Source organism: Streptomyces sp. CNZ287 (assembly GCF_007827615.1).
The window spans coordinates 220300-246766 of record NZ_VISV01000012.1 but is presented as its reverse complement, the minus strand read 5'-3'; the positions used below and the strand labels follow the sequence as shown (position 1 = coordinate 246766).

The 26467-nt window shown below is 73.5% G+C and carries 23 protein-coding genes; 9 read left to right on the top strand and 14 right to left on the bottom strand.

Annotation, left to right across the window (positions count from 1 at the left end; all coding sequences use genetic code 11):
* Window positions 1-440: 440 nt before the first annotated feature.
* On the bottom strand, window positions 441-824 hold the full coding sequence (locus FB457_RS22340) for an ATP-binding protein (protein WP_486589101.1): 384 nt from the start codon (window positions 822-824) through the stop codon (window positions 441-443).
* A 180-nt stretch (window positions 825-1004) separates the two neighbouring features.
* Here FB457_RS22340 and FB457_RS22335 point away from each other — a divergent pair, with 180 nt between their 5' ends.
* Entirely contained in the window at window positions 1005-1841 is an 837-nt protein-coding gene (locus tag FB457_RS22335; RefSeq protein ID WP_047016312.1) for a helix-turn-helix domain-containing protein, read from the top strand.
* Window positions 1838-2089, top strand: coding sequence for a DUF397 domain-containing protein (locus tag FB457_RS22330; RefSeq protein ID WP_047016311.1), 252 nt, complete (start codon window positions 1838-1840; stop codon window positions 2087-2089). The genes FB457_RS22335 and FB457_RS22330 overlap by 4 nt, the downstream gene beginning before the upstream one ends.
* Here the strand turns inward: FB457_RS22330 and FB457_RS22325 are convergent.
* The gene (locus FB457_RS22325) at window positions 2052-3332 is read right to left on the bottom strand and encodes a glycosyltransferase (protein ID WP_145782964.1); all 1281 of its coding nucleotides are present in this window, start codon (window positions 3330-3332) and stop codon (window positions 2052-2054) included. The two genes, FB457_RS22330 and FB457_RS22325, sit on opposite strands and share 38 nt — an antisense overlap.
* Window positions 3333-3472: 140 nt before the next feature.
* Between FB457_RS22325 and FB457_RS22320 the strand changes: the two genes are divergently transcribed.
* On the top strand, window positions 3473-4054 hold the full coding sequence (locus tag FB457_RS22320; protein ID WP_052770326.1) for a hypothetical protein: 582 nt from the start codon (window positions 3473-3475) through the stop codon (window positions 4052-4054).
* A 73-nt stretch (window positions 4055-4127) separates the two neighbouring features.
* Window positions 4128-4637 carry a DinB family protein gene (locus FB457_RS22315; RefSeq protein WP_047016309.1) on the top strand — a complete coding sequence of 170 codons (510 nt, stop codon included), beginning with the start codon at window positions 4128-4130 and terminating at the stop codon, window positions 4635-4637.
* Between the two features lie 69 nt (window positions 4638-4706).
* On the opposite strand, the gene FB457_RS22310 is transcribed toward FB457_RS22315, so the two are convergent.
* On the bottom strand, window positions 4707-5609 hold the full coding sequence (locus tag FB457_RS22310; protein ID WP_047016308.1) for a GNAT family N-acetyltransferase: 903 nt from the start codon (window positions 5607-5609) through the stop codon (window positions 4707-4709).
* 402 nt (window positions 5610-6011) lie between these two features.
* Between FB457_RS22310 and FB457_RS22305 the strand changes: the two genes are divergently transcribed.
* Complete coding sequence (locus tag FB457_RS22305; RefSeq protein WP_047016307.1) at window positions 6012-6539, top strand: DUF1062 domain-containing protein; 528 nt, start codon at window positions 6012-6014, stop codon at window positions 6537-6539.
* Window positions 6540-6603: 64 nt separating this feature from the next.
* Here the strand turns inward: FB457_RS22305 and FB457_RS22300 are convergent, their stop codons facing one another.
* Window positions 6604-6999: a RidA family protein gene (locus tag FB457_RS22300; RefSeq protein ID WP_047016306.1), complete on the bottom strand. Its 396-nt coding sequence runs from the start codon at window positions 6997-6999 to the stop codon at window positions 6604-6606.
* Window positions 7000-7055: 56 nt separating this feature from the next.
* On the opposite strand from FB457_RS22300, the gene FB457_RS22295 reads away from it, so the two are divergent.
* Window positions 7056-8030 (top strand): HTH domain-containing protein, encoded by a 975-nt coding sequence (locus FB457_RS22295; RefSeq protein ID WP_145782961.1) that lies wholly within the window; start codon window positions 7056-7058, stop codon window positions 8028-8030.
* A 78-nt stretch (window positions 8031-8108) separates the two neighbouring features.
* Here the strand turns inward: FB457_RS22295 and FB457_RS22290 are convergent, their stop codons facing one another.
* The 3 genes from FB457_RS22290 to FB457_RS36325 all read right to left on the bottom strand — a co-directional run bounded on the left by FB457_RS22290 (window position 8109) and on the right by FB457_RS36325 (window position 10991).
* Window positions 8109-9122 (bottom strand): helix-turn-helix domain-containing protein, encoded by a 1014-nt coding sequence (locus FB457_RS22290; protein WP_107086211.1) that lies wholly within the window; start codon window positions 9120-9122, stop codon window positions 8109-8111.
* Window positions 9123-9536: 414 nt separating this feature from the next.
* Window positions 9537-10454: a GNAT family N-acetyltransferase gene (locus FB457_RS22285; RefSeq protein WP_145782959.1), complete on the bottom strand. Its 918-nt coding sequence runs from the start codon at window positions 10452-10454 to the stop codon at window positions 9537-9539.
* A complete protein-coding gene (locus FB457_RS36325; protein WP_078898268.1) occupies window positions 10455-10991 on the bottom strand; it encodes a winged helix-turn-helix transcriptional regulator in 537 nt (178 codons plus the stop codon).
* 121 nt (window positions 10992-11112) lie between these two features.
* Here FB457_RS36325 and FB457_RS22275 point away from each other — a divergent pair, with 121 nt between their 5' ends.
* A complete protein-coding gene (locus FB457_RS22275; RefSeq protein ID WP_047016302.1) occupies window positions 11113-11994 on the top strand; it encodes an NAD(P)-dependent oxidoreductase in 882 nt (293 codons plus the stop codon).
* 20 nt (window positions 11995-12014) lie between these two features.
* On the opposite strand, the gene afsK is transcribed toward FB457_RS22275, so the two are convergent.
* Both afsK and FB457_RS22265 read right to left on the bottom strand, forming a co-directional pair.
* Window positions 12015-14654: a protein serine/threonine kinase AfsK gene (afsK, locus tag FB457_RS22270; RefSeq protein ID WP_047016301.1), complete on the bottom strand. Its 2640-nt coding sequence runs from the start codon at window positions 14652-14654 to the stop codon at window positions 12015-12017.
* Between the two features lie 226 nt (window positions 14655-14880).
* Window positions 14881-15750, bottom strand: coding sequence for a VOC family protein (locus FB457_RS22265; protein ID WP_047016300.1), 870 nt, complete (start codon window positions 15748-15750; stop codon window positions 14881-14883).
* Between the two features lie 242 nt (window positions 15751-15992).
* On the opposite strand from FB457_RS22265, the gene FB457_RS22260 reads away from it, so the two are divergent.
* A complete protein-coding gene (locus FB457_RS22260; RefSeq protein ID WP_047016299.1) occupies window positions 15993-16646 on the top strand; it encodes a TetR/AcrR family transcriptional regulator in 654 nt (217 codons plus the stop codon).
* A gap of 166 nt (window positions 16647-16812) precedes the next feature.
* A complete protein-coding gene (locus FB457_RS22255) occupies window positions 16813-17943 on the top strand; it encodes a flavin-containing monooxygenase (protein ID WP_486589100.1) in 1131 nt (376 codons plus the stop codon).
* 84 nt (window positions 17944-18027) lie between these two features.
* Here the strand turns inward: FB457_RS22255 and FB457_RS22250 are convergent, their stop codons facing one another.
* The 5 genes from FB457_RS22250 to afsR form a co-directional block, all read right to left on the bottom strand.
* Window positions 18028-18855, bottom strand: coding sequence for a class I SAM-dependent methyltransferase (locus tag FB457_RS22250; RefSeq protein WP_047016297.1), 828 nt, complete (start codon window positions 18853-18855; stop codon window positions 18028-18030).
* 521 nt (window positions 18856-19376) lie between these two features.
* Window positions 19377-19700, bottom strand: coding sequence for a hypothetical protein (locus FB457_RS36320; protein WP_253911254.1), 324 nt, complete (start codon window positions 19698-19700; stop codon window positions 19377-19379).
* Between the two features lie 357 nt (window positions 19701-20057).
* On the bottom strand, window positions 20058-22907 hold the full coding sequence (locus FB457_RS22235) for a BTAD domain-containing putative transcriptional regulator (RefSeq protein WP_145782952.1): 2850 nt from the start codon (window positions 22905-22907) through the stop codon (window positions 20058-20060).
* Window positions 22908-23165: 258 nt separating this feature from the next.
* A complete protein-coding gene (locus FB457_RS35335; protein ID WP_164492532.1) occupies window positions 23166-23324 on the bottom strand; it encodes a hypothetical protein in 159 nt (52 codons plus the stop codon).
* Between the two features lie 212 nt (window positions 23325-23536).
* The gene (gene afsR, locus FB457_RS22230) at window positions 23537-26452 is read right to left on the bottom strand and encodes an SARP-family global regulator AfsR (protein WP_145782949.1); all 2916 of its coding nucleotides are present in this window, start codon (window positions 26450-26452) and stop codon (window positions 23537-23539) included.
* Window positions 26453-26467 lie beyond the last annotated feature (15 nt).

The following is a 26467-nucleotide window of genomic DNA, read 5'->3' as shown; positions in this document are numbered from 1 at the left end:
GGATGGCACCGGGGGTTGCCCGCTTGTCGGGGCTGTCGGTGGGGTGGTTCGGCTGGGGCGAGAGTCGGGCTGGGTGGGGGTTCTGCCCGGGTTTCCGGAGGCGGGCCTGCGCTGTGCGCGGGCGGGCCCGGTGTCGGTGGCGGATGGCACCGGGGGTTGCCCGCTTGTCGGGGCTGTCGGCGGGATGGTTCGGCTGGGGCGAGAGTCGGGCTGGGTGGGGGTTTTGCCCGGGTTTCTGGTTGCTGTTGCGGCGACTTTGTGGCGGTGGGGCGCATTCCGGGTGGCCTGGGGGCGGATCTGGCGGCTGCCGGTGGGTGGGTGCGTCTGGAGGGGTGAAAGTCGGCGCTGAGGGGCTGATTCGGCCCGGATCGGGGGGTGTTACCGCGAGTTACGGCCCAGTTTCTCCAGCCCCCGAGCGCGAGGCCCGCGTGGGGTGGGCGTCAGGTATCAAGCTCGCACCACACGATCTTTCCCACGGCTTGGCGCTCCGCCACCCCCCACCGGTCCGACATCGCCTCGACGAGCAGCAACCCCCGCCCGCGTTCGTCCTCTACGTCGTACCGTCGCTCCAGCACAGGCACGCGCTCGCGCCGCGCGTCGGCCACCTCGATGCGCAGTACGCCGTCGACGCGGAGCCGCATCGCCAGGTGGAAGTCCCGGCCTGGCACCCGCCCGTGCAGCACGGCGTTCGCGCACAACTCCGCGACCACTGTCTCGACGGACAGCGACACCTCGCCGTTGCGGGGGAAGCCCCAGGTGCCGAGGCGCTGAACGGCAAGCAGACGGGCGAGGCGGGCGCCACGGCGGCTGGACGTGAACTGCATCGCGAACGTCCGGGCGAGCGCGGTCGGTTGTGCGCCTGGGGCGCGTTCCGGTTCTCGTGCAATCGTTGGGGGATTCATGGATCCCCACGTTGCCGCTGAGGCGAATACCCTGGCCAGACGTACAGCCCCTACGGAGAGTGCTGTACCGGACACGTACCGCAAGTGGGGAGGCGATTCAGTATGGCGGAATCCAAGCGTCCGAGTCGACCGGTCGAGGGTGAGGGGGCGGCGATCCTGCGCACCTTCGGGCGGCAGCAGAAGATCCTGCGAGAGCGGGTCGGCATCACACAGCCGCAGTTGGCTGGGCGGATCGGGTACAGCGAATTCATGGTCGGGGCGGTCGAGCAGGGGAGGCGGATCCCGCGTCCGGAGTATGTCGACCAGACGGATGTGGCAGTGGACGCCGGCGGGTTACTGAAGGTGATGAAGGAGGAGCTGGCGCGGGTCCGGTACCCGACGTTCTTCGAGGACTTCGCCGCCCTGGAGAAGGCGGCGGTGGAGTTGCACGCGTACGACCCGCAGGTGGTCTGGGGCCTGCTGCAAACCGAGGAGTACGCCCGCGCTGTCCTACAGGCCCGTCGTCCGCCGGTGCATGAGGACATCATCCAGCAACGAGTTGCCGCTCGACTGGACCGACAGGCGATCTTCGATCGCCAGCCCGTGCCCATTCTGAGCTTCGTGCTTGAAGAGACTGTGCTGCGACGGCCGATCGGTGGAAAGGGCGTGCTGCGCGGCCAGTTGGAGCACCTCCTTCTGACCGGACAGCGGCCGAATGTCGAGATCCAGGTCATGCCCACGGACCGGGAAGACCACGCCTGCCTGGACGGGGCGCTGACCTTGCTTGAGACCGAGGACCAGGGCAGGATTGCGTACGTGGAGGTGCAGGGCACCAGCCAACTGATCATGGAGCGGGAAAGGGTCCGCGAGATCGAGGGGCGCTATGGCATCATCCGGGCGCAGGCGCTGGCGCCGCGCGAATCACTCGACTTGATCGAGAAGGTCTTGGGAGAGCTATGAGCACGCTGGCGTGGTTCAAGAGCAGCTACAGCGGCAGCGAAGGTGGCAACTGCGTCGAAGTCGCGCTCGACTGGCGCAAGTCGTCCTACAGCGGCAGCGAGGGCGGCCAGTGTGTCGAGGTTGCCGCCACCCCCGCCGCCGTTCACGTCCGTGACTCCAAGGACCCCGACGGCCCCGCGCTCACCTTCTCCGCCGACGCCTGGCAGGCGTTCACCGACTTCGCCCGCGGGCTCGGCGCAGGGCGGTAGCCGCCACGTGCCTCGCGGCGTAGGCGCTGCCGTAGGCCGTGCCGCGGCTCCGTAGCGCCAGGTCGCGGAGCAATCCGCGGGGGCGGGGCCGTTCCGTCAGCTCCGTGAAGATCGCCTCGTGGCGGGCGGCGATCCGGGACGGGTCGAAGCGTTCGGAGGCGGCGCGGGCCGCCGCCCCCGTGCGGCGGCGGAGGGCGTCGTCCTGGATCAGCTCAAGGAGCGCGTCCGCCACGGCGTTCGCGTTTCCGACCGGGACGAGGCGGCCGTCCACGCCGTCCTCGATGATCTCGCTCGGCCCGTGCGGGCAGTCCGTGGAGACGACCGGCAGCGCGCAGCGCATCGCCTCCACGATCGTCATGCCGAACGACTCCTTGCTCGATGTGACCGCCGCGATGGAGCCCTTGACCCACTCACGCTCCATGGGGCTCGCGTTGCCCATCAGGAAGACGTGCTCCGTGAGCCGGAGGTCAGCGATCTGCGCCCGCAGGGCGTCGCGTTCGTTGCCCGTGCGGTCGCCGCTGCCGTAGATCCGTAACGTCCAGTCGGGGCGGGCCGCGGCGACCTTGGCGAACGCCTCGATCAGGAGGTCGTAGCGCTTGACCCGGGTGAGCCGGCCGGCGGCGACGACCACTTTGGCGGTGCCGTCGGCGGGGGCGACGGCCGGTGCCGGCACGCTGTTGGGGACGGCCTCGATGCGGACGCCGGGGAGGTTCAGGCGGGTGCGGTAGGCGTGGGCGTCGGCTTCGGTGACGGTGGTGACCGCGTCGAGGAGGCTGTAGCGGATGCCGAGTTCGCGACGGAGACGTCCGCCGTGGCCGTCGAGCGTGAGGTGTTCCTGGGCGATGCGGACGGGGCCGCGGCGGGTCTGGCGGGCGATGTGGACGTTGAGTCCGGGGCGGGTGCCGACGACGACGTCGGCGTCCACGGTGCGCAGATAGGCGCCGATGCGGTCGTCGGTGAGCTTGCTGTATTGGTTGTGCCGGCCGTCGCCGCGTGGGAAGACCCGGGCGGGTTTTCGGTGGTCCGGCAGGTCGCCCGCGTAGTCCGGGCTCCGTCGGCGCAGGTCGACGAGCGTGCGGATGGGTATGCCGAGCGGGGCTTCCATCATGGGCTCGTCGCGGTGCCGGAAGACGGAGACCAGCTCCACGTCGTGGCGCTCCGCGAGGGCCTGGGCGAGGGTGAAGGTCGTACGGATGGTGCCCCCGATTCCGTACGTATTGTGCAGCAGGAAGGAAATGCGCATGCGTGGTCCGTGCCCTCCCGAAGTAGTCGAATCCGACTCTAGTTCTTCGCCGCACATGCACCTTCTGTTCTTCCGGTGGCGGGAGGGGCGCGTGGGACGTAGCGTCGGATGGGGGACTACGGCATCGGAGGAGTACGAAGATGCTGGAGAACACCACGCGCAACAAGCGCTACATCGTCGGCTCCGTCCTCGTCCTCGCGGGTGTGGTGGGCGTGGTCTGGAGCGTCTGGCGGCCCTGGTACAACGGCCGGGACGGTCGCTTCTACGCGCTCGGCAGCGTCTTCGACGGGATCTCCGAGACCCGGGCGCAGCTCTTCGGCTCGATCTTCCTGCCCTTCGCGGTCGCCGCGCTGGTGGCCGTCTACGGGACGTTGACGCGCTCGCGCCGTCTCGTCATCCTCGCCGCGCTCCTGGTGCTCTTCATCACCGCGCTGTGGATGCTCCGGCAGAGCCAGTTGGTCGGCGGGCTGAAGGTCAGCACCGACGGCACCGGGCTGGACGTCGGGACGGCGAACGCCGTGATCGGCGCGGCGCTGATGCTGGTCGGGGTGGGCGTCTGGGGCAAGCAGCGGCGCCGCCCCCTCACCCCGCCCGCGGAAGAACCCGAGCCGGAGCCCCGGCTCCGCTCCGTCTCCACCACCGGCAAGCCCGGCCGGTCCGGGCGCCCCGGTGAGGCGGAAGCCCCCGAGGAGCGCCCCGAGGAGCCGCCGCGCGCCGCCTAGCGGCAGACCCGGCAGCCGTGCGTCCGAGGGGATACTGGCCCGGAACCGGACGCACGACTGAGGGGTACGGCACGTGATCGTCGACAACCGTGTGGGACCGCCCCGTCTGGGCAGCGAACGCGACACGCTGCGGGCCTGTCTCGACTACCACCGCGCCACTCTTGCCATGAAATGCGAGGGGCTGAGCGACGAGGAGCTGCGGCGGCGGTCGATGCCGCCGTCCACGCTCTCGCTGCTCGGTCTGGTGCGGCACATGGCGGAGGTGGAACGGGCCTGGTTCCGGCGCGTGTTCGAGGACCACGACGCGCCGATGGTCTGGTCCGACCGGATCGACTTCCAGGCGGCGTACGACGCGAGCGGGTCGACCAGGGCCGAGGCGTTCGGCGCCTGGGAGGCGGAGGTCGGGCGGTCGCGCCGGATCGAGCGGGAGGCGGAGTCCCTGGACCTGGTCGGGTACCAGCCGAGGTGGGACGAGGATGTGTCGCTGCGGATGGTGATGGTGCACGTCCTCCTGGAGTACGGGCGGCACAACGGGCACGCGGACTTCCTGCGGGAGGGCATCGACGGGAACGTGGGCGCCTGAGCCCCCGCCTACCGGAGGCCGGCGGTACGGAAGCGGGGCCCGACCCGATGCCGGGCCCCGCCTCTCCTGCTACTCCTCCAGGTCCGCCGGGTGGAAGTTGACGCGTTCCCGCACGACGGGATAACCGGCCTTCGCGAAGTTCGCGGCCATCGGGAAGTTCCCCCGGTCCGTCGCGCCGCTGACGAACTCCGCGCCCCGCTCGACGAGGAAGTGGGTGCACTCGGTGAGGAGGTCGTAGGAATAGCCGTGGCCGCGCTGTTCGGGGAGGACGCCGATGAAGCCGACGATCGGGCCCGAGGGGTTGTGGGCGGGGATGTGGATGCCCGCCAGCTCACCCTCCGGCGTGTACGCGGTCTGCCACCACTCCCGCGGGGAGGGGCACCAGTGGAAGAAGTCGATCTCTTCCTGTGCCGCCTGGTCCAGGCCGCCTTCCCCGATCGCCTTGAGCGCGTGGGCGTCCAGGGTGGCGGAGTGGATGCGGCGCAGGGCGTCGAAGAACACGCTGTCGTCGGGTTCGGCCCTGAAGCGCAGCCGGCCGGGCCGCTCGGGGAGGCCGCGGTCGGGGGTCCAGCGGTAGAGGAACCGCTCGACGAGGAGTTCGTACCCGGCGGCGCGGGCGGCGGCGAAGCGGGCGTCGGCGGCGGCGCGCAGGGCGGGTTCTTCGCGCCAGCCGCCGGGCAGGTTGATTTCGAGTTCGACCCGCCAGGGCACGGAGAGCAGGAGCCGGGTTCCCGCCTCCTCCTCGCCCTCTGCCACGTCGAACCAGTTGACGCTGAGGGGCTCCGCGTCGTCGGGGCCGCCCCACCAGGCGCCGCGGGCGACGACCCGGCCGTCGCGGAGGGCGACGTGCTTCCACTCCGTACGGAACCGGGTGTTGCGGTGGCCCTCGCGGGCGCCGAGGGGGTCGGGCAAGGCGTCGAAGAGAGGGGCGTCGCTCTCGGTGAGCGCACGGATGATGACCGGATCGGTCATGGATTCCTCCGGGATAACGGCTGTGCGGCGCGCTCCCGGTCAGGACTGATGAACCACGCCGGACTGCGGACGAGGGGAGCGCTGGGTAAGAGTGAACTTCACGGCACTCGCCTCCTTCCGACCGTCTCGGGGCGTGAGGTCACACAGTAGGTGATCGCCCGCGGATCCGTCCACGGATTTATGATCCGGGAAATCCCTTGAGGTGCGCCGCTCGCGCCCGTACGGTCCCCGGGACCGAGTCGTCGAGGCAAGGGCGTGCCGTTGTACACCGTGTGAGACCCCCCAAGCGCTGATTGGTCGCGCGTCGTGCGCCGCTTCGTGCGGGCGCCGTCGCGCTGCTTCTTGCTGCGGTTTTTCTCACACAGATACCGGTGTACTCCTGTGCTCACAGACTGGTTGGTCATGCCCACCTGCCTGCCGCTCGTCCGCCGCCGCTGTCACGCGTGCGCGTCCGGGCGCTTCCGGGCGAACGGCAAGTTCCGCGTCAACGCCCACCACAAGCTCCTCGACGTCTGGCTCCTCGCGCTCTGCACGGGCTGCGGGGCGACGGCGAAGCTCACGGTCCTGGAGCGGGTGAACGTACGCTCCGTACGCCCCGAACTCCTGGCCCGGCTCCACCACGACGACATCCACCTGGCCGCCACCCTGCTCCAGGACCCGGCCCTCCAGCGCCGCAACCGCGTCGCGCTCGACTGGACGGGCGCCTGGCGCCTCGACACGGGCGGCACGGACCATCTCCACCGCGAGGTCATCGACGTCACGGTGCGCTTCGCGGCCCGGATCCCGGTCCGCCCGATGCGGCTGATCGCCGACGGCTGCGCCCTCACGCGGGCCGAGGCGGAGCGCCTGATGGACGAGGGGAGGCTCATCGCCGCGGTCCGCCTCAACGCCAGACTGACCGGCGACTTCACGTTCACCCTCAAACGCTGAACCCGCACCCAAGCAACCCGGGGCCCGGCCGGCGCGCTCCGCCGGCCGGGCCCCGCGTGCGGCGCTACGCGACGGCGGTGGCCTCCAGTTCGACCAGCAGGGTGGGGATCGCCAGGCGGGTGACGCCGAGCATCGTCGTCGCCGGGGCCGCCTTCGCCGCGGCGAGGCGGGCGGCCAGTTCGCCGTAGTGCGGGAAGAGGGCGTCGACGTCGGTGGTGTAGACGTTGAGGCGGACGAGGTTCTCCAGGGACATGTCCGCCCCGGCGAGGACCGCCTCCAGGTTGTCGAGACTGAGGGCGAGCTGTGCGGCCATGTCGTCCGCGTGCTGCGGCCGGCCCTCGGGACTCATGGCGGTCTGGCCCGAGACGAAGAGCGTGCGGGTGTGGCCGGAGACCAGTTCGCCCTGGTTGAAGCCCATCTCCGTCGACCAGGTGACCGGGTTTATCGCTGTGCGTTCCATGGGCGTCAGCCTCGCAACGAATGACGACATCCTGTGTCGTATATCCTGCTGGATTTATGCGCGCCGATCGCCTGGTCTCGCTGGTCCTGCTCCTCCGCCAGCGCGGCCGGCTCTCCGCGGCCACGCTCGCGCGCGAGCTGGAGGTCTCCACCCGCACCGTGCTGCGCGACATCGAGGCCCTGTCCGCGGCCGGCGTGCCGGTGCACTCCGAGCGCGGCCGGCACGGCGGGTTCGCGCTGCTGCCCGGGTTCCGTACGGAGCTGACCGGGCTCAACCACGACGAGGCCCTCGCCCTCCTCATCGCCGGATCGCGGCGCGGCGCGCAGGCGTTCGGGCTCGGCTCGGCGCTCGCGTCGGCGATGCTCAAGGTGGTCGACGCGCTGCCGCCCGGCTACCGCGACACCGCCGCGGGGGTCGCGGAACGGCTCCTCGTCGACCCCGAGGCCGACCTCCTCGCCCGCCCGCTCACCGCCGACGAGGTACCGGACGAGGTGATGGCCGCCCTTCGCGGCGCCGTCTTCGCCGGGCGGAAGTTGCGGATCCGCTACGCCCCGGAGGGGCGGGCCGCGGCGTGGCGCACGGTGGACCCGATCGGCCTGGTGACCGTACGGGACAAGGGCTACCTGCTCGCCGCCCGCGACGGCGCCGACCGCACCTACCGCCTCTCGCGGGTCCGCGCCGCGGAGGAACTCCCCGAACCCGCGCAGCGCCCCGAGCGCGTCGACCTCGACCGGGCGTGGCAGGAGCGGAGCGCCCGCTTCCGTAGCGGCGGGGACCGGGTCGCCGTGGCGGTACGGATCACGCCGCGGCGCCGCGAGGAGCTGGTGGGCACCGCCCTCGCCGTACTCGCCGAGGACGTGGAGCCGGACGGGCGGCTGCGGCTGGAGGTGGCGTTCCAGGACGCGCGGCACGCCGAATGGGCGGTGTGGCAACTCGCCACGGACGCCGAGGCGTTGACCCCGGGGTGGCTGCGAACGGCCCTGCGCGACCGCGCCGCGGCCCTCGCCGCCCACTACGCGTCGCCGTCCTGAATCCGCCGCGGGGCCGCCCGCCCTGATGCCGTTCGGTGCCGGAACCGGGTGGTCTTCCCCTGTGCGGGTGGCGGTCCGCTACGGCGGCGCGGTCAGGCTGATCGTGAACTCCTGCTCCGCCCCGCCCGAGCAGCGGGCCCGGGCGATCTCGGCGCCGGGGCCGGTGTCCTCCTCGCGCGGCGCCAGGCACTCGCCGGTGTCGGGGCGGATGCGGAAGCGCCTGTCCGCCCCCTCGCCGGCCGCTTCGAGGCGGAAGCGCTGCGCCGGGTCGTCGTCGGCGCATGCCTCGCGCGGTTCGAGCAGGTCGCGGCCGGGGCCCTCGCGCATGACGGTCAGGCAGCCGATGCCGTGCTCCGGGTGGTGCCACTGGATCTGTACGGCGCCGTCTCCGACCGGTTCGAGGTAGACCCGCGGCAGGGCCGCCCGCGCGCAGGGCTGCTGGGCCGCGACCGCCGAGCGGTAGCGGCCCGTACGGTCCGTACCCTCCGTGACGCACAGCTCGGGGCTGCGGCCCGGACGGATCTCCGCCCAACTGCCCACGGCCTGGAGGTCGAGACCGGGCACCGCAAGGCTGCCGACCGCCGCGCGCGGCGCGCCGGGACCGGAGCCGTCCGGGAGCAGCGCCTGTACGCTCAGCGTGCCCCCGGCGCCGATCCCCACCGCCGCCAGCAGCCCGGCCGCCCACCGCCACCGCGGGGCGGGCCCCGCCGGGGGCGGAGCCGGCTCGCGGTCGTCGTCCTTCTCGGGCGGCGGGGGCGCGTGTTCGCGGGTGGCGATGCGGCGGCGTGCCTCCAGCCACGGGCCGACGTCCTGTTCGGCCAGGCCGCAGGCGCGGGTGAAGGCGTCGACGAAGCGCTCCCGGGGGAGCGTGGTCCGGCCGAGGGCGGTGGCGATGGTGCTGGCCGGGAGGGAGTCGGCGTGCGTGCCGGCCTTGGCCTCCAGCTCGCGGTACGTCAGCCCGGACCAGGTGCGCAACTCCCGCAGCGCGGCCAGGTACTCGGCGCGGGTACGGAGCTGCTCCGGCCGGGGCGCCCGTGCGGGCCCCGGGCGCGCCGGCCGCGGCCCCGGTAAGCCGCCCTCCTCGTGGATCACGACCCCAGCATGGCGGCACGGGCGGTCGCCCGCGACCGTGAAATCGGCCTTGTTCACGGGACGTTCGCGGGGCGCTCGCGGGCGTTCGGAACAGGTGAGCCCTGTTCCGAACGTACGCGAACGCCGATCCGCCTTGTCAGGTCCGCGCCGCGGCACACATTCTCGGTCCACGTCGCCGCAACCGCTCGGCGGCGGGGCCGGTCACGGGGGACGGCCGCGCTCCACCGGGCGCACGGTGGGCCGGCCCCGGCCCCGGGACCGGTACGGGCCGGGGGCCGTCGCGGGGGAAGCCCGCGGCGGCCCCGTCCCCGACGCAGGCGGTGAGCGCCGTCAGGGGCCCCGTACGGGGGGCGGGGCCCCGTAACGCCCCGGGGCCGCGGCCCGGATCCGGGCGCACGGACCCGCCCGCGGCTCTCACGGTCCTTCGGCGCGGGGGCGGGTGAAGGCGTGGAGGAGGTCGATCTCGGTGAAGCCCGCGCGGCCGTAGAGCGCGGCCGCGGCCGTACGGTCCCGGATGTCCTGGGCCGTGGCGTCGGTGTCGTCGTCGTCCAGCAGGAGGATGACCTGCGTCGCGCGCAGGTCGTCCGTGAGCGTCGCGAGCGCGGAGCCGAGGAGGCGGCGGGCGAGGCCGCGCCCCCGGGCGTGCTCCTCGACGCCGATCCACCACAGGGCGCCGTAGCCGCCGTGGGCGCCGACGAGGGCTTCGGCGACGACGGCCTCGCCCCGCTCGTCCCGTACGGTCAACTGCCGTTTCCGCGGGTCGCCGTCGGGGCCGGGGCCGACGAGGAGGCCCGGGACGCGGGGAAGTTCCGCGGCGGGAAGCCCGCGGCGGAGGTAGCGCCAGCGGCGGTGGTCGGCGAAGCCGGCGCGGACGAGGGCGGCGCGGGTGTCGGGCCGGTGGCGGACGGGCAGGCACTCCAGGCCCAGGGTGAGGGCGGAGGTGAGGTGGAAGGCGTCGACGGCGCGGGGCGCGAGGGCGGCGACGGCGTGGTCGACCAGCGCGCGGGCGACGGGGGCCTGTTCGCGGCAGTGGGCCCAGAGGATCAGCCCGGTGTCGTCCGGGGGGCGCAGCGCGTACGACACGACGCCCTGGACGCCGCCGCCGGGGGTCTCGGCGACGGCGGTGACGGGCGGGTCCAGTTCGGCCCACCAGTCGGCGTCTGCGCGTGACCGCCCGGCGAGGGCGTCGGCGAGCATGGCCGGGGTGGCGGGCGGCTGCCCGGGGAGCCGGTCGGCGTTGACGAGCCGGAGGACGGCGGACTCGTCGGCGGGCGCGTAGGGCCGGACGGTGAGACGGGCGGGGGAGGGCGGGGCGAGGGGGCGACGACGCATCTACCGGGCCTGCCGGTCGCCGCCGCGGGCAGGAGCGGGGAGGGGCACGCGGACGGCCGCCGTCCCGGGGGCCGGCGAGCGGCCGGTGAGCGGGCCGGGGCGCTGCGCGCCGGGGGCCGGTACGGCATCGGAAGCCTGCCCGTCGATGCCCCGGCCGCCGAGGGACTCGCCGACGGGCGCTTCCGCACCGGCGGCCCGTGCCGCGGCGGCCCGCTCCCGGCCCCACTCCGCCAGCGGCACCAGCGCGGCGTTCAGCCGGGTCCCGGAGGCCGTCAGGGAGTACTCGACGCGGGGCGGCACCTCCTCGTACGACACCCGCCGGACGATCCCGTCCGCCTCCATCTCGCGCAGGTGGGAGGCGAGGACCTTCTCCGTGATGCCGGGCAGGAGGCGGCGGAGTTCGCCGAAGCGGCGGGCGGGGCGGTCGTCGAGCGCCCAGAGGATCAGCACCTTCCACTTGCCGCCGATGATCTCCATCGCGGCGTCGATGCCGCAGACGTGGCCGTCGGGTGCCCCCGGCCGGTTCAGCGTGGTCATGCTCTCCCCTCCCGCTCCCGCACCTCCGGACCCCCGCCGAGGTGCTCGCTCACCCCAGGGTAACCACCCACTCCGAAGTACGTACTTGATCGTCAACGGGCCTGTGACCAGCCTTGTCGTCATGACACCGCACACCCAGGACAAGACCCCCGTGACCCTTCTCGGCCTCGGCGCGATGGGCACCGCGCTGGCCCGCGCCTGGCTCGCCGCCGGCCACCCGACGACCGTCTGGAACCGCACCCCCGCCCGCGCCGGCGCTCTGGCCGCCGAGGGCGCCCGCAGGGCGGACGGCCCGGCGGCGGCGGTCGCGGCGAGCACCCTCGTCGTCGTCTGCCTGCTGGACGACGTGTCCGTCGGCGAGGTGCTGGCCGGCACGGACCTCGCGGGCAAGGACGTGGTCAACCTGACCACGTCGACCCCCGCCCAGGCCCGTGCGCGCGCGGCGTGGGCGAGCGACCGGGGCGCGCGCTACCTGGACGGCGGGATCATGGCCGTACCGCCGATGATCGGCGTCCCGGAGACCGGCGGCTACGTGCTCTACAGCGGCCCGCGCGACGTCTTCGACCACCACCGCGACACCCTGGCGGTCCCGGCGGGCGCCACCTACGCCGGCGAGGACCCGGGCTTCGCGGCCTTGCTGGACGTGGCACTACTGAGCGCGATGTACGGCATGTTCGCCGGGACGACGCACGCCTTCGCGCTGATCCGCAGGGAGAACCTGGACCCGGCGGCGTTCGCCGGACTGCTGACCGGCTGGCTCACGGCGATGGCGCCGGCGGCACACGCCATCGCCGCGGGACTCACCGCGGACGCGGCCCCCGCGGAGGAGGTCTCCAGCCTCGCCATGCAGGTGGCCGGCACGCCCACGTTCCTCGACACGGCCCGCCAGCAGGGCGTGAGCCCCGAACTCCTGGCCCCGTACTTCGAACTGATGCGCCGCGGCCTGACGGAGCAGAACGAGGCGAAGAACCCCAAGGGCCTGGTCGACCTCCTCCTGCGCTGAGGCCGCCCCGGCGGAGGGGATCAGCGGCGGGCCGTGCCCTTTCCCGCGTCGAGGGCGTAGACGCAGCGGTCCTTGCTGCAGGCGTAGACGACGCCGTTGGCGACGACGGGGGAGCCGGTGATCTCGCCGTCCGTGGCGAGTTTCCAGCGGAGCTGGCCGCCTACGGCGTCGACGGCGTAGATGCAGTGGTCCGCGGAGCCGAAGTGGACGCGGCCGTCGGCGGCGACCGGGGCGCCGATCAGATCGCCGCGGGTGGCGAAGCGCCACATCGGGGTGCCGGCGACGGCGTCGAGGGTGTAGAGGGCGGCGCCGCTGCCGACGTGGACGTGGTTGTCGGCGACGAGGACGGGTTCGATGGACTGGCGGGCCTCGGTGGCGATGCGCCAGCGTTCGCGGCCGTCGGCGGCATCGAGGGCGTAGACCGTGCCGAGGTGGTCGGCGACGAAGACGCCGCCGCCGGTCAGGGCCGCGCCCGGGGCGTACGCGGGCGGGCTGAGGATCACCGCGGGGGCCTCGAACGTCCAGCGCAGCGTGCCGTACGCGGCGTCCAGGGCGAGGACCCGCTTGCCCGCGGACGCGAAGACCGTGGGGCCCGCGGCCACGTCGTCCGCGGGGAGGAGCCGCACCGGGACGCCGCCGCAGGCGGCGGCGTCGCCGATGGGGTACGACCAGCGTTCGGCGCCGGAGCGGGTGTCCAGGGCGCGGAGGCGGCCGTCGCCCCAGACGTAGACCGTGCCGTCGTGGGCCAGCGGCCCGGCTTCCTGGGTCTCGAACTCCGTCTGCGCGCCGCTGTGTTCCCACAGCGGCTCGCCGGTGGCGGCGTGCCGGGCCTGGAGGCCGCCGCCGCGGGTGCCGGTGACCACGGTGCCGGCGGCGACCTGGAGCGAGTACACCCAGCCGCCGGTGCCCTGGCGCCAGTGCTCGCGGCCGTCGGCGGCGTCGAGGGCGTACAGGCTGGGACCGTCCGAGGCGTGGATCACGCCCTCGGAGAGCGCCATGGACCAGGCCACCTCGCGGGTCTTGAACTGCCGCCTGCCGCTGGTCACGTCGAGGGCGTGGACCTCGAAGGAGGTGACGTAGAGCAGGTTTCCGGAGACGACGGGCTTGCCCCACACGTCGTTGGACATCCGGAACCGCCACGGCCGCCACCGCGGCGGCTCCTGCGGCGCCGCCTCGGCCGGGGGCGCGGGTGCGGTGGCGGGCGAGGAGGCGGCGGGCGCGTGGCCGCCGGAGTGCGCGGCGGGCGCCTGCTGGGTGCCGGGCGCCGCGGCCGAGCCGCGGGGCCTGGCCCAGCCCAGGTCGAGCCCGCCGTCCGCGGCGGCGCGGGCGCGGGCGGCGCGGGCGTCCACGACGCGGGGCCCCGGGCCGATCGGCACGGCGGCGCCGGCCAACTGGACGTCGGCGCCGGGGGCCTGCGGCGGTGCGGCGGCCGACTGCGGCGGCACGCGCTCCGGCGGCGCCGCGGGGGGTGCGCCCTGCGCACCGCCGGGCGCAGCATGGGCGGGCCCCGCGCCGGGGCCGTGGGCGGGACCCCCGGGTGGCCCGGCGTGCCGCGCGGGCGCGGACTGCGGTGCGGAGTGCGGTGCCGACTGGGGTACGGAGTGGGGCGCCGGCTGCGGCGGCGCCTGCGGTGCGCCCCCCGGGCCCGCCGACGGCGGGTGCGCGGGCCGCGGCGGCATCGACCGGCGCGAGGCGGAGGGCCCCCGCGACCCCCCGTGCCGCCCGGAGGAGCCCCCGTGCGCCCCGGCCCCGCCGAGCGTGGCCGCGGCCCCCCGGCGCGCCTCGATCATCCGGATCGCCGTACGCGGCAGCCACGCCGACGCCGTACCGCTGTCGTCGCCCCCGGCGCCGAAGAGGTGCGGCGCCAGGTCGGACTGGAGCGCCTCGGGCGAGGGCCGGTGGTCGGCGGTCATCTGCATGCACGCCTCGATGAGCGGCCGCAGCTCGCCCGGCAGCCCCTCCAGGTCGGGCCCCTCGCGCAGCAGCATGAACACGGTCTCGACGGGGTTCGCGCCGTGGAACGGCGCGTGGCCCGTAGCGGCGAAGACGAGGGTGGAGCCGAGCGAGAAGACGTCGCTGGCGCCCGTCACGCTCCGCGAGTCGCGCGCCTGTTCCGGCGACATGTACGCGGGCGTGCCGACGGCGACGTTGGTCATGGTCAGCCGGGTGTTGGAGACGCCGGACGCGATGCCGAAGTCGATCACGCGCGGCCCGTCCTCCAGGACCAGCACGTTGGACGGCTTGAGGTCGCGGTGGACGAGCCCGGCGCCGTGGATGGACTGCAGCGCCTCCGCGACGCCCGCGGCGATCCACCGCACGGCCTGCGGCGGCAGCGGCCCGCAGTCGTTGACCATCTCCTCCAGCGAGGGTGCGGGCATGTACGCGGTGGCGAGCCACGGCACGGCCGCCCGCGGGTCGGCGTCGACGACGGGGGCGGTGTAGAAGCCGCTGACGGCCCGGGCGGCCTCGACCTCGCGGGTGAAGCGCACGCGGAAGAGCTGGTCCTCGGCCAGCTCGGTGCGGACAGTCTTGATCGCTACGCGGCGGCCGGACGCCGACCGCGCGAGATAGACGAGACCCATCCCGCCGGCGCCCAGCCTGCCGAGCACCTCGAAAGGACCGATCCGCCGCGGGTCGTGCTGCGCAAGCTGCTCGACCACGTAACCATCCACCTCCCCGTGGGGGGCTCCCGGAACCGGGCCCCCCTGCAGCCTCTCACCGCAGGCGTACGGCCGTCAGTCCCGAAAGTACGCCTGCCGATTCTCCACTCCGGAACGCACCGGGGCTAACCCGGGGGGCGGCTCCGGACACCGCCGCCCCTGGAACCGCCGGGTCCGGTGGAACCCCGCGGGCCGCGCGGGGCGCGGGGCGCAGGACAGCACCGGGTCAGGTCCCGTCGGCGCTGGTGGCGGGGGCGGAGGGCGGCTCCGCCTCGCCCCGCGCCGACCCGGCCCCCGCCGGCTCGCCGTCCACGGCCGACGCCCCGTCCATCACCGCGAACGCCGCCCCCTGGTTGTCCACCACCACCGCGAACGTCGCCCCCGGGATCTCCTGCCGGTCCACGAGCACCCGCCCGCCCCCGCGCCGTACCGTCCGCAGCGCGTCGCCGACGTCGCCGACCCGGAAGTAGACGAGGAAGTGCGGCGGCATCTCCGGCGGCAGCACGTCGCCGACGATCGCCCGCCCGGCCACCTGGCGGCCGGACTCCGGCAGCGTCCACGCCTTGAAGTCGCCCGCGTCGAACGGGGGTGCCTGCAACTCGTAGCCGAAAACCGCCGGGTAGAAGGCGTCGGCCGCGTCCGCGTTCCGTACGTAGACCTCGGTCCAGCAGAAGGAGCCCGGCACGTCCGTGACGCCGAAGCCCGGCCGCTCGCCCGCCTGCCAGACGGAGAACACCGCGCCGTCCGGGTCCGCGACCGTCGCCGACCGGCCGGCGTCCGAGGCCGCCACCGGCCCGGTGAGCACGGTGCCGCCGGCCCCGCGGACCTTCTCCACGGTGGCGGCGAGGTCGGGGGTGGCCAGGTGGATGCCCCATTCGGTGGGCATCCGGCCGTCGCGCTTGGCGACGAGCGCGGCGATCGGCCTGCCGTCGAGGTACGCCCGGGAGTGCCGGGGGAAGCCCGGGCCCACGTCCGTGCCCTCGCCGCCCTCCGTGAACGTCCAGCCGAACAGCTCACCGTAGAAGCGCTCACCGGCGCGGAGGTCGGGCAGGGTGGCGTCGGCCCAGCAGGGTGAGCCCTCGGCGAATGCGGCCATGACCGTCGTCGTCCTTCCATGGGACCGTGGGGGAGTGGCGTGATGGGGGGACAAGCGGGACGGGGATCGCGCGATGGGTCGCATCGCCAACGTATCCGGTGCGGACATGGGCTCTTGCGAAAATACCCCGAACGTCGCGTCAATTCTGTTCGAGAGTGACAATTCGCGCACTTCCGACCGTGTGACCTCCCCGTTTGCCCTCGTCAGATCGCGGTTCGATCACGCGTCGGTAAGCTGACGGCATGACAGGTCAAGTTCGGACGGTCGACGGCCGTGTCGCCGGCCGGCGCGGCCAGGCGACCCGCACCAAGTTGCTCGCATGCCTCGGCGAGATGCTCGACTCCTCGCCGTACCGGGACGTGAAGGTGATCGACGTCGCCCGCAGGGCGTCCACCTCACCAGCGACTTTCTACCAGTACTTCCCCGATGTCGAGGGCGCGGTCCTGGAGCTGGCGGAGCAGATGGCGAAGGAGGGCGCCGGCCTGACCGGGCTCGTGGCGGGCCGCTCCTGGACGGGCAAGTCCGGTGCCCAGGCCGCGGAGGAGCTGGTCGACGGGTTCCTCGGGTTCTGGCGGCGGAACGAGGCGATCCTGCGGGTCGTCGACCTCGGGGCCGCCGAGGGCGACAAGCGGTTCTACAAGATCCGGATGAAGATCCTCAACTCCGTCACCAAGTCCCTCACCGAGTCGGTCAGGGAGCTCCAGGCGAAGGGCAAGGTGGACGAAGGCGTGCACCCGGCGGCGGTGGCCGGGTCGCTGGTGGTGATGCTCGCCGGGGTGGCGGCGCACCAGAAGGCGTTCCAGACCTGGGGCGTGAAGCAGGCGGACCTGAAGCCGTCGCTGGCGCTGCTGGTGCACCTCGGAATGACGGGGCGTAAGCCGCCGAAGCAGGTGTGAGCGCGCAGCGTAGCGGCTGCTGAATCGTTAGTGCAGAGAGCCGGGCAAGCCGCCGGACGGCGGCCCTCGCGGCACTACGCTCAGCCGCATGTCTCATGACCGTGTCCCTTCAGAGCGCGGACGGCAGCAAGGCGGGCGGCAGCCGGATGGCCGGGACGAGCGTCCCGTGCTCGTCGTCGGCGGCGGCCCCGCCGGGCTCGCGACGGCGGCGGCGCTGCGGGCGGCCGGGGTCCGGGCGGTGGTCCTGGAGCGGGGCGCCCGGGTGGGCGACTCCTGGCGCCGGCACTACGACGGGCTGCGGCTGCACACGCCGCGGCGGATGTCGGGGCTGCCGGGCATGCCGCTCCCGCGCCGGTACGGGCGGTGGGTGGGGCGGGACCAGCTCGCGCACTACCTGGAGGAGTACGCGGAGGCCCACCAGCTGGAGATCGTGTACAACGTGGAGGCGGCGCGGGTCGACCGCGCGGGCCCGGGGTCCGCTTCCGGGTCCGGCTGGACGGTGGCCGCGACCGGGGGCCGCGTCCTCGACGGCCGCCGGGTCGTCGTCGCCACCGGGTACTGCCACACCCCGTACGTACCGGACTGGCCGGGCCGCGACACGTACCGCGGCGAACTCCTGCACGCCGCGTACTACCGCAACCCCGCCCCGTACGAGGGCAAGGACGTCCTCGTCGTCGGCGGGGGCAACACGGGCGCGGAGATAGCCGTGGAGCTGGCGGCCGGCGGCGCGAAGCGGGTGCGGCTGGCGGTACGGACGCTGCCGCACGTCGTCCGCAGACCGGCCGCGGGCTGGTGCGCGGTGGCGGGCCGGCGGCTGAGCGGCGCGCTGCCGGCCAGGACGGTGGACCGGCTGGCGGGCAGGGTCAGCCGGATCGGACTCCCGGACCTCGGCGCGTACGGCCTGCCGCGCCCGGCGAGCGGCCTCTACACCCGGCTGCGGGAGGGCGCGGTCCCGGTCGTCGACCCGGGTCTGGTCGCGGCGGTACGCGACCGCCGGGTCCTCCCGGTCCCGGCGGTGGCGGCGCTGGACGGCGACGGCGTCATCCTGGCGGACGGCGACCGCGCGGAACCGGACACGGTGATCGCGGCGACGGGCTGGCGGCGGGGGCTGGAGGAACTGGTCGGCCACCTCGGCGTCCTGGACCCCCGCGGCCTGCCGCGAGCAGGGGGCCGCCGGTCGCCGGAGGGGGCGCGGGGACTCCACTTCGTGGGCTTCACGGGGCCGGCGAGCGGAAGCCTGCGGGAGATCGGGGCGGAGGCGGAGGAGCTGGCGCGAAAGGTGGCGAAGGAGGACTGAGGGGCCGGCGAACCCGGCCGCGCCCGCCGCAGCCGCGCGGGAGGGCGGCGGCCGGACGGCCCCGCCCGCCTCACGCCGGGCACCTCACGCCGGTCGCCGGAACAGGGCCGTCCACAGGAACGCCTCGCCGAAGTACGCCGACTCCGCCCCCTCGTCCCGCATCCGCCGCAGCTCGACCTCCTCCCACCCCAGCGCCCCGAAGATCCACCGCAGCGACTCCGCCGTGTACGCCAGCCCGCCGTGCAGCCGCCCGTCCCCGTACAACTCGGCGTCGGGCAGCTCCGAGCCCATCCCGCCGGCGCCGGCCGCGAAGCAGGCGAGGCCGAAGTGCCCGCCGGGGGCGACGTGCGCGCGCAGGAGGGCGAGGTAGCTGACGCGGCGGTGCGGGGGCAGGTGGTGGAAGCAGCCGGAGTCGTAGACGAGGTCGTACGGGCCGCCGCGCGGCGGCCCGGCGCGATCGGCGTCCGCGCGTGCGGGACCGGGCTCTTCGCGTACGGGTCCCGCATCGGCACGCACGGCGTGGGGCTCGGCGCGTACCCGGTCGAAGGCGTCGCCGCAGTGGAACCGCACCCCCACCCCCGCCTCCCGCGCCCGCTCCTCGCCCCACGCGACGGCCGTGGCGGAGAGGTCGACGGCCTCGACGTCGAAGCCGCGCCCGGCGAGGAAGACCGCGTTGCGCCCGGGGCCGCTGCCGAGGTCGAGGGCCCGGCCGGGGGCGACGAGGCCGCGGTCGAGGTACGCGGCGAGGTTCTCGTCGGGCTTGGCGGCGAAGAACGGGACTTCCCGCTCGCGGTTCGCGTAGAAGGCGTCCCACCAGCCGCCGCCCCGGTCGCTCCACCGGTCCGCGCCGGCCTCGAACATCCCGTCCAGCAGCCGCAGTACGTCCTCCACGGACCGTACGTCCCGCTCCATGCGCGTCGCCCCTTCCCGCCCGAGGAGCCCGACCGTACGTGACCGCGTCCGGAAACGAGGACGGTGCCCGTCCGACGACTTCCCCTGATGGTCATCGGACGGGCACCGTGTGGGCCGCTCACCTCATCGGTGTAGAAAGCGGCCGACCGCTCGGCCCGGCTTTTCCCCCTGTTGCGGGCCTGAAAAGAGAATGGCAGGGCCCGATCAACGTTTCATTAATGCCCACGTCAAGCTTACGTTCAGCGCCCCCCGGGGCCGGCGCGCGGACGGTGCGGCCGTGGCGTACGGGGCGCCGCCGCAAGGGAGTTGGACATTGGCGAGTAATCGCCGGCATTGCGCACGTCTCGCGGTCCGGCCGCCGCGGCCCCGTGAGCCGTATGCGCTACCGGCCCTCGGACGGCGACCCGGTGCCGCTGCCGGGGCGCTGGCCGCCGTGCCGCTGCGCGCGCTGCGGGGGCAGGGCCGCCCGTAGCTGAAACGGCACGGGAGAGACGGCGAGCCGCGAATCCGCCGCCGCCCCCTCACCCTCCCTCCGCCGTGCCGGCGAGGCACGCCCCGACGAGCCACCCCCGCCGTACCGCCTGCGCCCCGCCCTGGAACCTGCTCTGCGCGCCCAGGCACTCCAGCAGTTCCGCCACCCGCCTGCTGTACGTGCGTGGGGACATGCGCAGATTGCGGCAGGCGACCGTGCCGGGCGTACCGCGCGACAACTCGGCCAGCACCGGCACCAGATGAGGCGGCGGGGGAGCGGGGCGCCGCGGGGTGAACAGCTCGTCCGGGAACGCGCCGACGACGAGACGGAGACCGTGTGCGTGCGATTCTTTCCGGGGAGTCGAGTCGCTCATGCCGTCCAGCGAACCGGATGCCCATGGACATGCTGTGGATGGTGCGTCGGAGGCCGTCAATCCGCTGTCAATCGGCCCGGCCGGCTGTCGGAAAGGGGCCGGTGACGGGGGTGCCCGGGGTGCCGCAGACTGTGTGCGCGGGACTGGACAGGGGGTGGCGATGTCCGAGGGTGAGCGCGCGGAGTTATCCGGAGAGGGCGCGCCGGTGGCTGGGACCCGTGCGGGTCGCGCGGGTGCGCTGCTGGCGTCCATCCCGCCGGGCTGAGCGACCCTCACGGCGTACCGTCCCCCAGCAATGCCGCCATCGCCGCGACCAGCGCCATCCCGCGGGGCCGGCGCATGGGACGGGGGCGGGGCTCAGCCCTGCTGGGCTTGTGTCGATCCGGACTCGCGGAGTTCGCGCGCCTCGGACAGGCACGCCTGTGCCCGGTCGCGCTGGCCGAGTTCGCCGAGGGCGCGGCCGAGCACGGTGAGGACGCTGCCGCGGTGCCAGTCGCCGCCGATGCCGCGGAACCGGGAGAGGGCCTTCTCGGCGTACGAAGCGGCCTCGGCCGGTTGCCGCATGGAGAGGTGAACCTGCGCGATACGGAAGTGGGCAAGGCCCTCCCACAGCCCCATGCGGTCCTCACGGAAGGTGGCGACCGCCAGGTCCAGTTGGGTGAGGGCGCCCAGGTGGCGGTTGGCCTGGTTGAGCGCGATGGCCAGGTGATATCTGCTGCATGCCATGCGGAGCAGTGCACCGGCCTGCCGATCGATCTCCACGGTCTGCTGGGCCATTTCGATTGCCGTAGCCGTAGCACCCGCGTCGAGATGTACGCGCGCAAGATTGCCCAGCGCGTAGGACTCCCCATTCAGGTTCCCGTCCGCGCGGTAGGCGACAAGGGCCTGGTCCAGGTAGTACCGGGCGTCGTCCAGGTTTCCCAGAAGGGAAGCCGTGACCCCGCGGTCGTTCGCGGCCTCGCCGGCCGTCCAGATGTCGTTGCAGGCACCGGCCAGGCGACAGGCGTGACCCGCGTGCTCGTACGACAGTTCGAACCGGCCCGTGAACTGGTGGGCCGACGACAGAACGACGTGGGCACGGGCCTGGCTGCGGATGTCGCCCCGCTGCTCCGCCGCCTGGATCACGGCCGTGGCCAGGGGCACGAACCGAGGGGAGTAGAGGCCGGACTCCGCGAGGTCCTTGGTGGCGAGCAGCAGACCGACCGTGCGCGGCAGCGAGTCGCCGTGGGCGAACTGGCGCACGGCGGCGAGCAGGCACTCCGCTTCGCTGAAGAGCCAGTCCTGTGCCGCCTGACGGTCGTCGAAACACGGGCCGGCGTGGACCACCGGGCTGAGGTGCTTGACCAGCGTGTCGCCGGGGCGGCCGAGTTCGTACACGCGGGCGGCGGCGGCGAGGTAGTGGTCCAGGAGACGTGACTGCGCGGCGTCCCGTTCCGCTTCCGGTTCCTCGCGGTGTGCGCAGGCGCGGGCGAAGAGGCGGAGGAGGTCGTGGTAGCGGTAGCGGCCCGGGGCTGCGGATTCCAGGAGGCTGGTGTCCACCAGGGTTTCCAGGAGGTCTTCCGCGTCGTCCTCCGTACGGTCCAGGATCGCGGCCGCCGCGCTCAGCGAGATGTCCGGACCGTCGGCCAGGCCCAGGAGGCGGAACGCGCGGGCCTGTTCCGGTTCCAGTTGGCCGTAGCCCAGTTCGAACGTGGCCTTCACCGCCAGGTCGCCCACCCGGAGTTCGTCCAGGCGGCGGTGTTCGTCCGACAGCTTGCGGGCCAGGACGGAGACCGTCCACGTGCGGCGGGCGGCCAGCCGGGAGGCGGCGATGCGTATCGCCAGGGGCAGGAAGCCGCAGGCCGCGACGACGTCCATCGCCGCGTTGCGCTCCGGGGTGACGCGGTGGGCGCCGACGATGCGGGTGAAGAGCAGCAGCGCTTCGTCCGGGGCCATCACGTCGAGGTCCACGTGGTGCGCGCCGGCCAGGTCCGTCATGCGGGCGCGGGAGGTGATCACCGCGGCGCAGCCCTCCGTGCCGGGCAGGAGGGGGCGTACCTGGGCGGCGTCGCGGGCGTTGTCGAGCAGGGTCAGGACGCGGCGGCCCGCGAGCGTCGACCGGAAGAGCGCGGCGCGTTCCTCCAGCGGCTCGGGGATCTCGGCGTCCGGGGTGCCCAGCGAACGGAGGAACGAGCCGAGGACGGCGGCCGGTTCCGCCGGTGACGCACCCGCGCCCTGGAGGTCCGCGTACAACTGCCCGTCCGGGAACGAATCCCGTACCGCATGCCCCACGTGCACGGCCAGCGTCGTCTTGCCGACACCGCCGATGCCCGAGACCGACGACACCGCCATCACCATGCCGGACGCCTGTTCCAACTGCTTGCCCAGCTCGTCGACGAACGCGTCGCGGCCCGTGAAGTCCGCCAGTCTTGCCGGCAACTGAGCAGGCGACAACCGCGCGGTCGTGGTGGCCGCTGGTGCCACGGGCTGCTCACCTCCCCGGAGGATCCGCTGCTGCAGTTCCGCCAACTTCGGGCCGGGCTCGACGCCCAGCTCATCGATGGAGAGCCGCCGGCTGTCCGTGGAGACCGCCAGCGCCTCGGCCTGCCGGCCGCTGCGGGAGAGCGAGAGCATCAGCAACTCCCTGAACCGCTCCCGCAGCGGATACGCCGCCGTCAACGCCGTCAGCTCCGAGATCGCCTCGGCGTAGTCGTGCGACTCGATGCCGAGGGCGAGCCGGCGCTCCAGCAGCGACAGCCGCCACTCGGTGAGCCGCGCGCGCTCGGTCTCGGCGAACGTTCCGGGCAGGCCGGCGAGCGGTCCGCCGTCCCAGAGGCCGAGGGCCTCGCGGAGCAGCGACCGGGCCCGTCCGGCGTCGCCGTCGTGCGCCGCCGCGTCGGCCAGGGCGACGGCCTCTTCGGCGATCGCCACGTCCGGCACGGCGCCGGCTCCGGGCCGCAGGACGTAGCCGCCGGCCTGGCCGGTGATGAGGTCGGCGTCCGGGCCGAGTGCCTTGCGGAGCCGGGAGACGTGTGTACGTACCGTCCCGACGGCGTCGCGCGGCGGGTCCTCGCCCCCGAGGGCGTCGACGAGTTCGTGGGTGGTGGCGTGGTGGCCGGAGCCGATGAGCAGGGCGGCGAGGACGGTGCGCTGCTGCGGGGGCCCGACGTTGACGGGCGCGGCACCACGCCACGCCGCGACGGGCCCGAGCACCGCGAAGTACACCACAGCACCCCGCGCGACGGCCCGCCCCTCAGCCGTACCCCACCCCCTCCGGTACACCGAGTCCCGTTTCGACAGCCTGCCGTGGGGCGCGGCGCCGTGTCAGCAGCGTCGGCTCGCACGGCCTGATGTCGACGTGCGGGTTGGATGAGAGAAGGCAAGTCACGCTCCGGGACAAGAGGAAGGCCCGGCCGCAGCAGTCCCCATCTTGCTGCCACGACCGGGCCGTTTCGGCCCCCCCTCGGGCCGGTTTTCGTGCAGCACTCAGGGCTTGTGGTCACCAAGCGGTTTCGGGACTCCGGTCGAGTCGTCGTCCGTCTTCGGATCGGTGGTCTCCACGGGTGCTGCCATGTCGTCCTCGGGCGGGACGATCTGGATCTTCTTCTTGCGGGCTGTTGCCTCGTTTTCCCTGTTCTCCGGCACTTCCTGGACTCCTCCCCCTGTTTGGGTTGCGGTGCTTGAGCGGCGAACCGCCCAGCGACTCCCCCGCGGGCCGCCGGGCGGATACCGCGTAGCCGATCACCTTAATAGTGAGGCGGCCAACCGCTCGGCCCGGCATCCCCCGGGTGACGGGCCTATGACAAGAATGGTGACCGGTGGTGATAAACGTTCGATGAACGTCGCCGTTGATGAGCTCAGGAGATCGATGCGGTAGCGAGAAGCGCTCGCACGCGATCGGCGTCGGGCGACTGGGCCTTCTCGTGCAGGCCAAGCGCTTCGCTCCAGCAGGCACGGGCGCGATCCGACTGTCCAAGCTGGTCGAGAGCCCGCCCGAGGTCGGTGAGGATGTGGGCGCGGTGCCAGTCGCCACCGATGCCCTGGAGCCGGGCAAGTGCCTGCTCGGCGAGGGCGGCAGACTCCGCCGGATGCTCCCAGGCCAGTTCGGCCTGGGCCATCCGGAAGAGGGTCATCCCGTCCCAGAGGCTCATCCGGTTCTCTCGGAAGATCTCAAGGGCCTTGCGCAACTCGGCGAAAGCGTCCTCATAGCGCCCGGCTTCGGTGAGCGCGATCCCGAGCGCATACATGATGTTCGCTATACGGAAGCTCACCCCCATCCTCCGTTGGACGGTGAGAGCCTGCTCGGCGAGATCGATCGCGGAAGCCGTGAACCCCATGCTGAGGTGCAGGCGCGAGAGATTGCTGAGTGCGCTCGACTCGCCTTCCAGGTTGTCGTCCGCACGGTAGGACTCGAGAGCCGATTCCAGGTGCTCCTTCGCCTGGCCGGTCTTGCCCTGCAAGTCGGCGATGAAGCCTCGGAGGTTAGCCGCCTCACCGCCTACCCATACGTCCTCGTCAGCGCGTGTGAGCAGTAGGGCATGCGTCGCGTGTACGTTTGCCTGTTCGAATCGGCCGGAGAATACGTGGGAGAACGTCAGCACCAAGTGTGCTCGGCCTTGACTGCGAGTGTCGGCGGCGGCCTGCGCAACTTCCAGCACCGTCGTGGCCATACGAACGAACTGCAGCGAGTACGCCCCCGACTCCGCCAGATCCTTGGCGGCCAGGAGGAGATCGACCGTACGAGCCAGGGTGCTGCCTTCAGCGAGCTGCCTCACCGTAGCCAGTAGGCAAGCTGCCTCCGAGAAGAGCCAGTCGTGTGCAGCCTCCCTGCTCTCGAAGGCCAATCCCTGGAGGCTCAGCGGGGAGAGATGCTTGGTCAACGTGTCACCGGGGCGACTGAGTTCGTACGCCTTGGCTGCGGTGGCTATGTAGAAGTCCAGCAGCCGCGACAGCGCCGCCTCGCGCTCGTTCGCGGGCTCTTCGCGCTCTGCGCAGTCGCGGGCGAAAAGCCGCACCAAGTCGTGGTAGCGGTAGCGGCCCGGGGCCGCGGATTCCACGAGGCTGGCGTCGACCAGGTCTTCCAGGAGTTCCTCTGCGTCCTCCGCTGTACGGTCGACGATCGCCGCCGCCGAGGTAACCGAGATGTCCGGGCCGTCGGCCAGGCCCAGGAGGCGGAAGGCGCGGGCCTGTTCCGGTTCGAGCTGGCCGTAGCCCAGTTCGAACGTGGCCTTCACCGCCAGGTCGCCCACCCGGAGTTCGTCCAGGCGGCGGTGTTCGTCCGACAGCTTGCGGGCCAGTACCGACACCGTCCACGTGCGGCGTGCCGCCAGGCGGGAGGCCGCGATGCGGATGGCCAGGGGGAGGAAGCCGCAGGCGGCCACCACGTCCATGGCGGCGTCGCGTTCCGGGTCGACGCGTTCGGCGCCCACGATGCGGGTGAAGAGCAGCAGCGCCTCGTCCGGGGCCATCACGTCCAGGTCGACGTGGTGCGCGCCGGCCAGGTCCGTCATCCTCGTGCGGGACGTGATCAGCGCCGCGCAGCCCTCCGTGCCGGGGAGCAGGGGGCGGATCTGGGCGGCGTCACGGGCGTTGTCGAGGAGGGTCAGTATGCGGCGGCCCGCGAGCACCGAGCGGTAGAGCGCGGCGCGTTCGTCGACCGGCTCGGGGATGTCCGCGTCCGGGGTGCCCAGGGCGCGGAGGAACGCGCCGAGGACGGCGGCCGGTTCGGCCGGGGACGGGCCCGAGCCCTGGAGGTCTGCGTAGAGCTGGCCGTCGGGGAAGGACTCCCGCGCCGCGTGCGCGACGTGCACGGCCAGCGTCGTCTTGCCCACCCCGCCGATGCCGGAGACCGACGACACCGCCATCACCGTGTCCGGCGCGTTCGCCAGCTCCTTGCCCAGTTCCTCCACAACGCCGACGCGGCCGGTGAAGTCCGAGACCGTCGCCGGCAGTTGCGCCGGGCGTACGACGCGGAACGGCGCGTCGCCCGCGAGGGGTTCGGTCTTCGGGGCGGCCAGATCCTCGTCGGCCTGGAGGATGCGCTGCTGGAGTTCGGCCAGCTCCGGGCGGGGGTCGACGCCGAGTTCGTCCTGGAGCAGGCGGCGGGTGTCCGCGTAGACCGCCAGGGCCTCGGCCTGCCTGCCGCTGCGGTAGAGCGCGAGCATCAGCAGCTCGCGGAACCGTTCCCGCAAAGGGTGGCCCGCGGTCAGCGCCGTCAGCTCGGAGACGGCCTCCGCGTGCCGGGCGGCGTCGAGGTCCAGCTCGATGCGGTGCTCCAGCAGGGACAGGCGCAGCTCTTCGAGGCGGTCGCGGTGCCAGTCGGCGTACGGGCCCGGCACGCCGCCGAGCGGTTCGCCGGTGAACTGGGCGAGCGCGCCCGCGTACAGCTCGCGGGCCTTGGCGAAGTCGCCCGCCGCGGCGGCGGTTTCGGCGGCGCGGGCCAGCTCCTCCGCGGTGGCGATGTCGACCTCGGTGCCGTGGGCCCGGATCGCGTAGCCGCCGGCCTCGCTGACCAGGGCGTCGGCGCCGAGGGTCCGGCGGAGCCTGGACGCGTACGTCCGCAGGGCGGACACCGCGCGCGGCGGCGGCTCCTCGCCCCAGATGCCGTCGACCAGCTCCTGGGCCGTGGCCGTACGACCGCCGCGCAGGAGCAGCGCCGCGAGCATCGCGCGCTGCTGCGGCGTACCGACCGGGAGGGACTCCTCGCCGCGCCAGGCACGGACGGGACCGAGCACGGCGAAGCGCAGCGCACTCGTCTCGTCTTCGTGGGCCATGGCCGCCCCCTCCCC

Bases quoted from the DNA above. Each gene is read 5' to 3' on its own strand.
- FB457_RS22265 (WP_047016300.1), bottom strand. From the start codon at position 15,750: ATGGCCGCATTCGCCGAGGGCTCACCCTGCTGGGCCGACGCCACCCTG.
- FB457_RS22340 (WP_486589101.1), bottom strand. From the start codon at position 824: ATGCAGTTCACGTCCAGCCGCCGTGGCGCCCGCCTCGCCCGTCTGCTT.
- FB457_RS22295 (WP_145782961.1), top strand. From the start codon at position 7,056: ATGCGCGCCGATCGCCTGGTCTCGCTGGTCCTGCTCCTCCGCCAGCGC.
- FB457_RS36325 (WP_078898268.1), bottom strand. From the start codon at position 10,991: ATGACCACGCTGAACCGGCCGGGGGCACCCGACGGCCACGTCTGCGGC.
- FB457_RS22325 (WP_145782964.1), bottom strand. From the start codon at position 3,332: ATGCGCATTTCCTTCCTGCTGCACAATACGTACGGAATCGGGGGCACC.
- FB457_RS22285 (WP_145782959.1), bottom strand. From the start codon at position 10,454: ATGCGTCGTCGCCCCCTCGCCCCGCCCTCCCCCGCCCGTCTCACCGTC.
- afsR (WP_145782949.1), bottom strand. From the start codon at position 26,452: ATGGCCCACGAAGACGAGACGAGTGCGCTGCGCTTCGCCGTGCTCGGT.
- FB457_RS22330 (WP_047016311.1), top strand. From the start codon at position 1,838: ATGAGCACGCTGGCGTGGTTCAAGAGCAGCTACAGCGGCAGCGAAGGT.
- FB457_RS22250 (WP_047016297.1), bottom strand. From the start codon at position 18,855: ATGGAGCGGGACGTACGGTCCGTGGAGGACGTACTGCGGCTGCTGGAC.
- FB457_RS22275 (WP_047016302.1), top strand. From the start codon at position 11,113: ATGACACCGCACACCCAGGACAAGACCCCCGTGACCCTTCTCGGCCTC.
- FB457_RS22300 (WP_047016306.1), bottom strand. From the start codon at position 6,999: ATGGAACGCACAGCGATAAACCCGGTCACCTGGTCGACGGAGATGGGC.
- FB457_RS22320 (WP_052770326.1), top strand. From the start codon at position 3,473: ATGCTGGAGAACACCACGCGCAACAAGCGCTACATCGTCGGCTCCGTC.
- FB457_RS22305 (WP_047016307.1), top strand. From the start codon at position 6,012: ATGCCCACCTGCCTGCCGCTCGTCCGCCGCCGCTGTCACGCGTGCGCG.
- FB457_RS22310 (WP_047016308.1), bottom strand. From the start codon at position 5,609: ATGACCGATCCGGTCATCATCCGTGCGCTCACCGAGAGCGACGCCCCT.
- FB457_RS22335 (WP_047016312.1), top strand. From the start codon at position 1,005: ATGGCGGAATCCAAGCGTCCGAGTCGACCGGTCGAGGGTGAGGGGGCG.
- FB457_RS36320 (WP_253911254.1), bottom strand. From the start codon at position 19,700: ATGAGCGACTCGACTCCCCGGAAAGAATCGCACGCACACGGTCTCCGT.
- FB457_RS22260 (WP_047016299.1), top strand. From the start codon at position 15,993: ATGACAGGTCAAGTTCGGACGGTCGACGGCCGTGTCGCCGGCCGGCGC.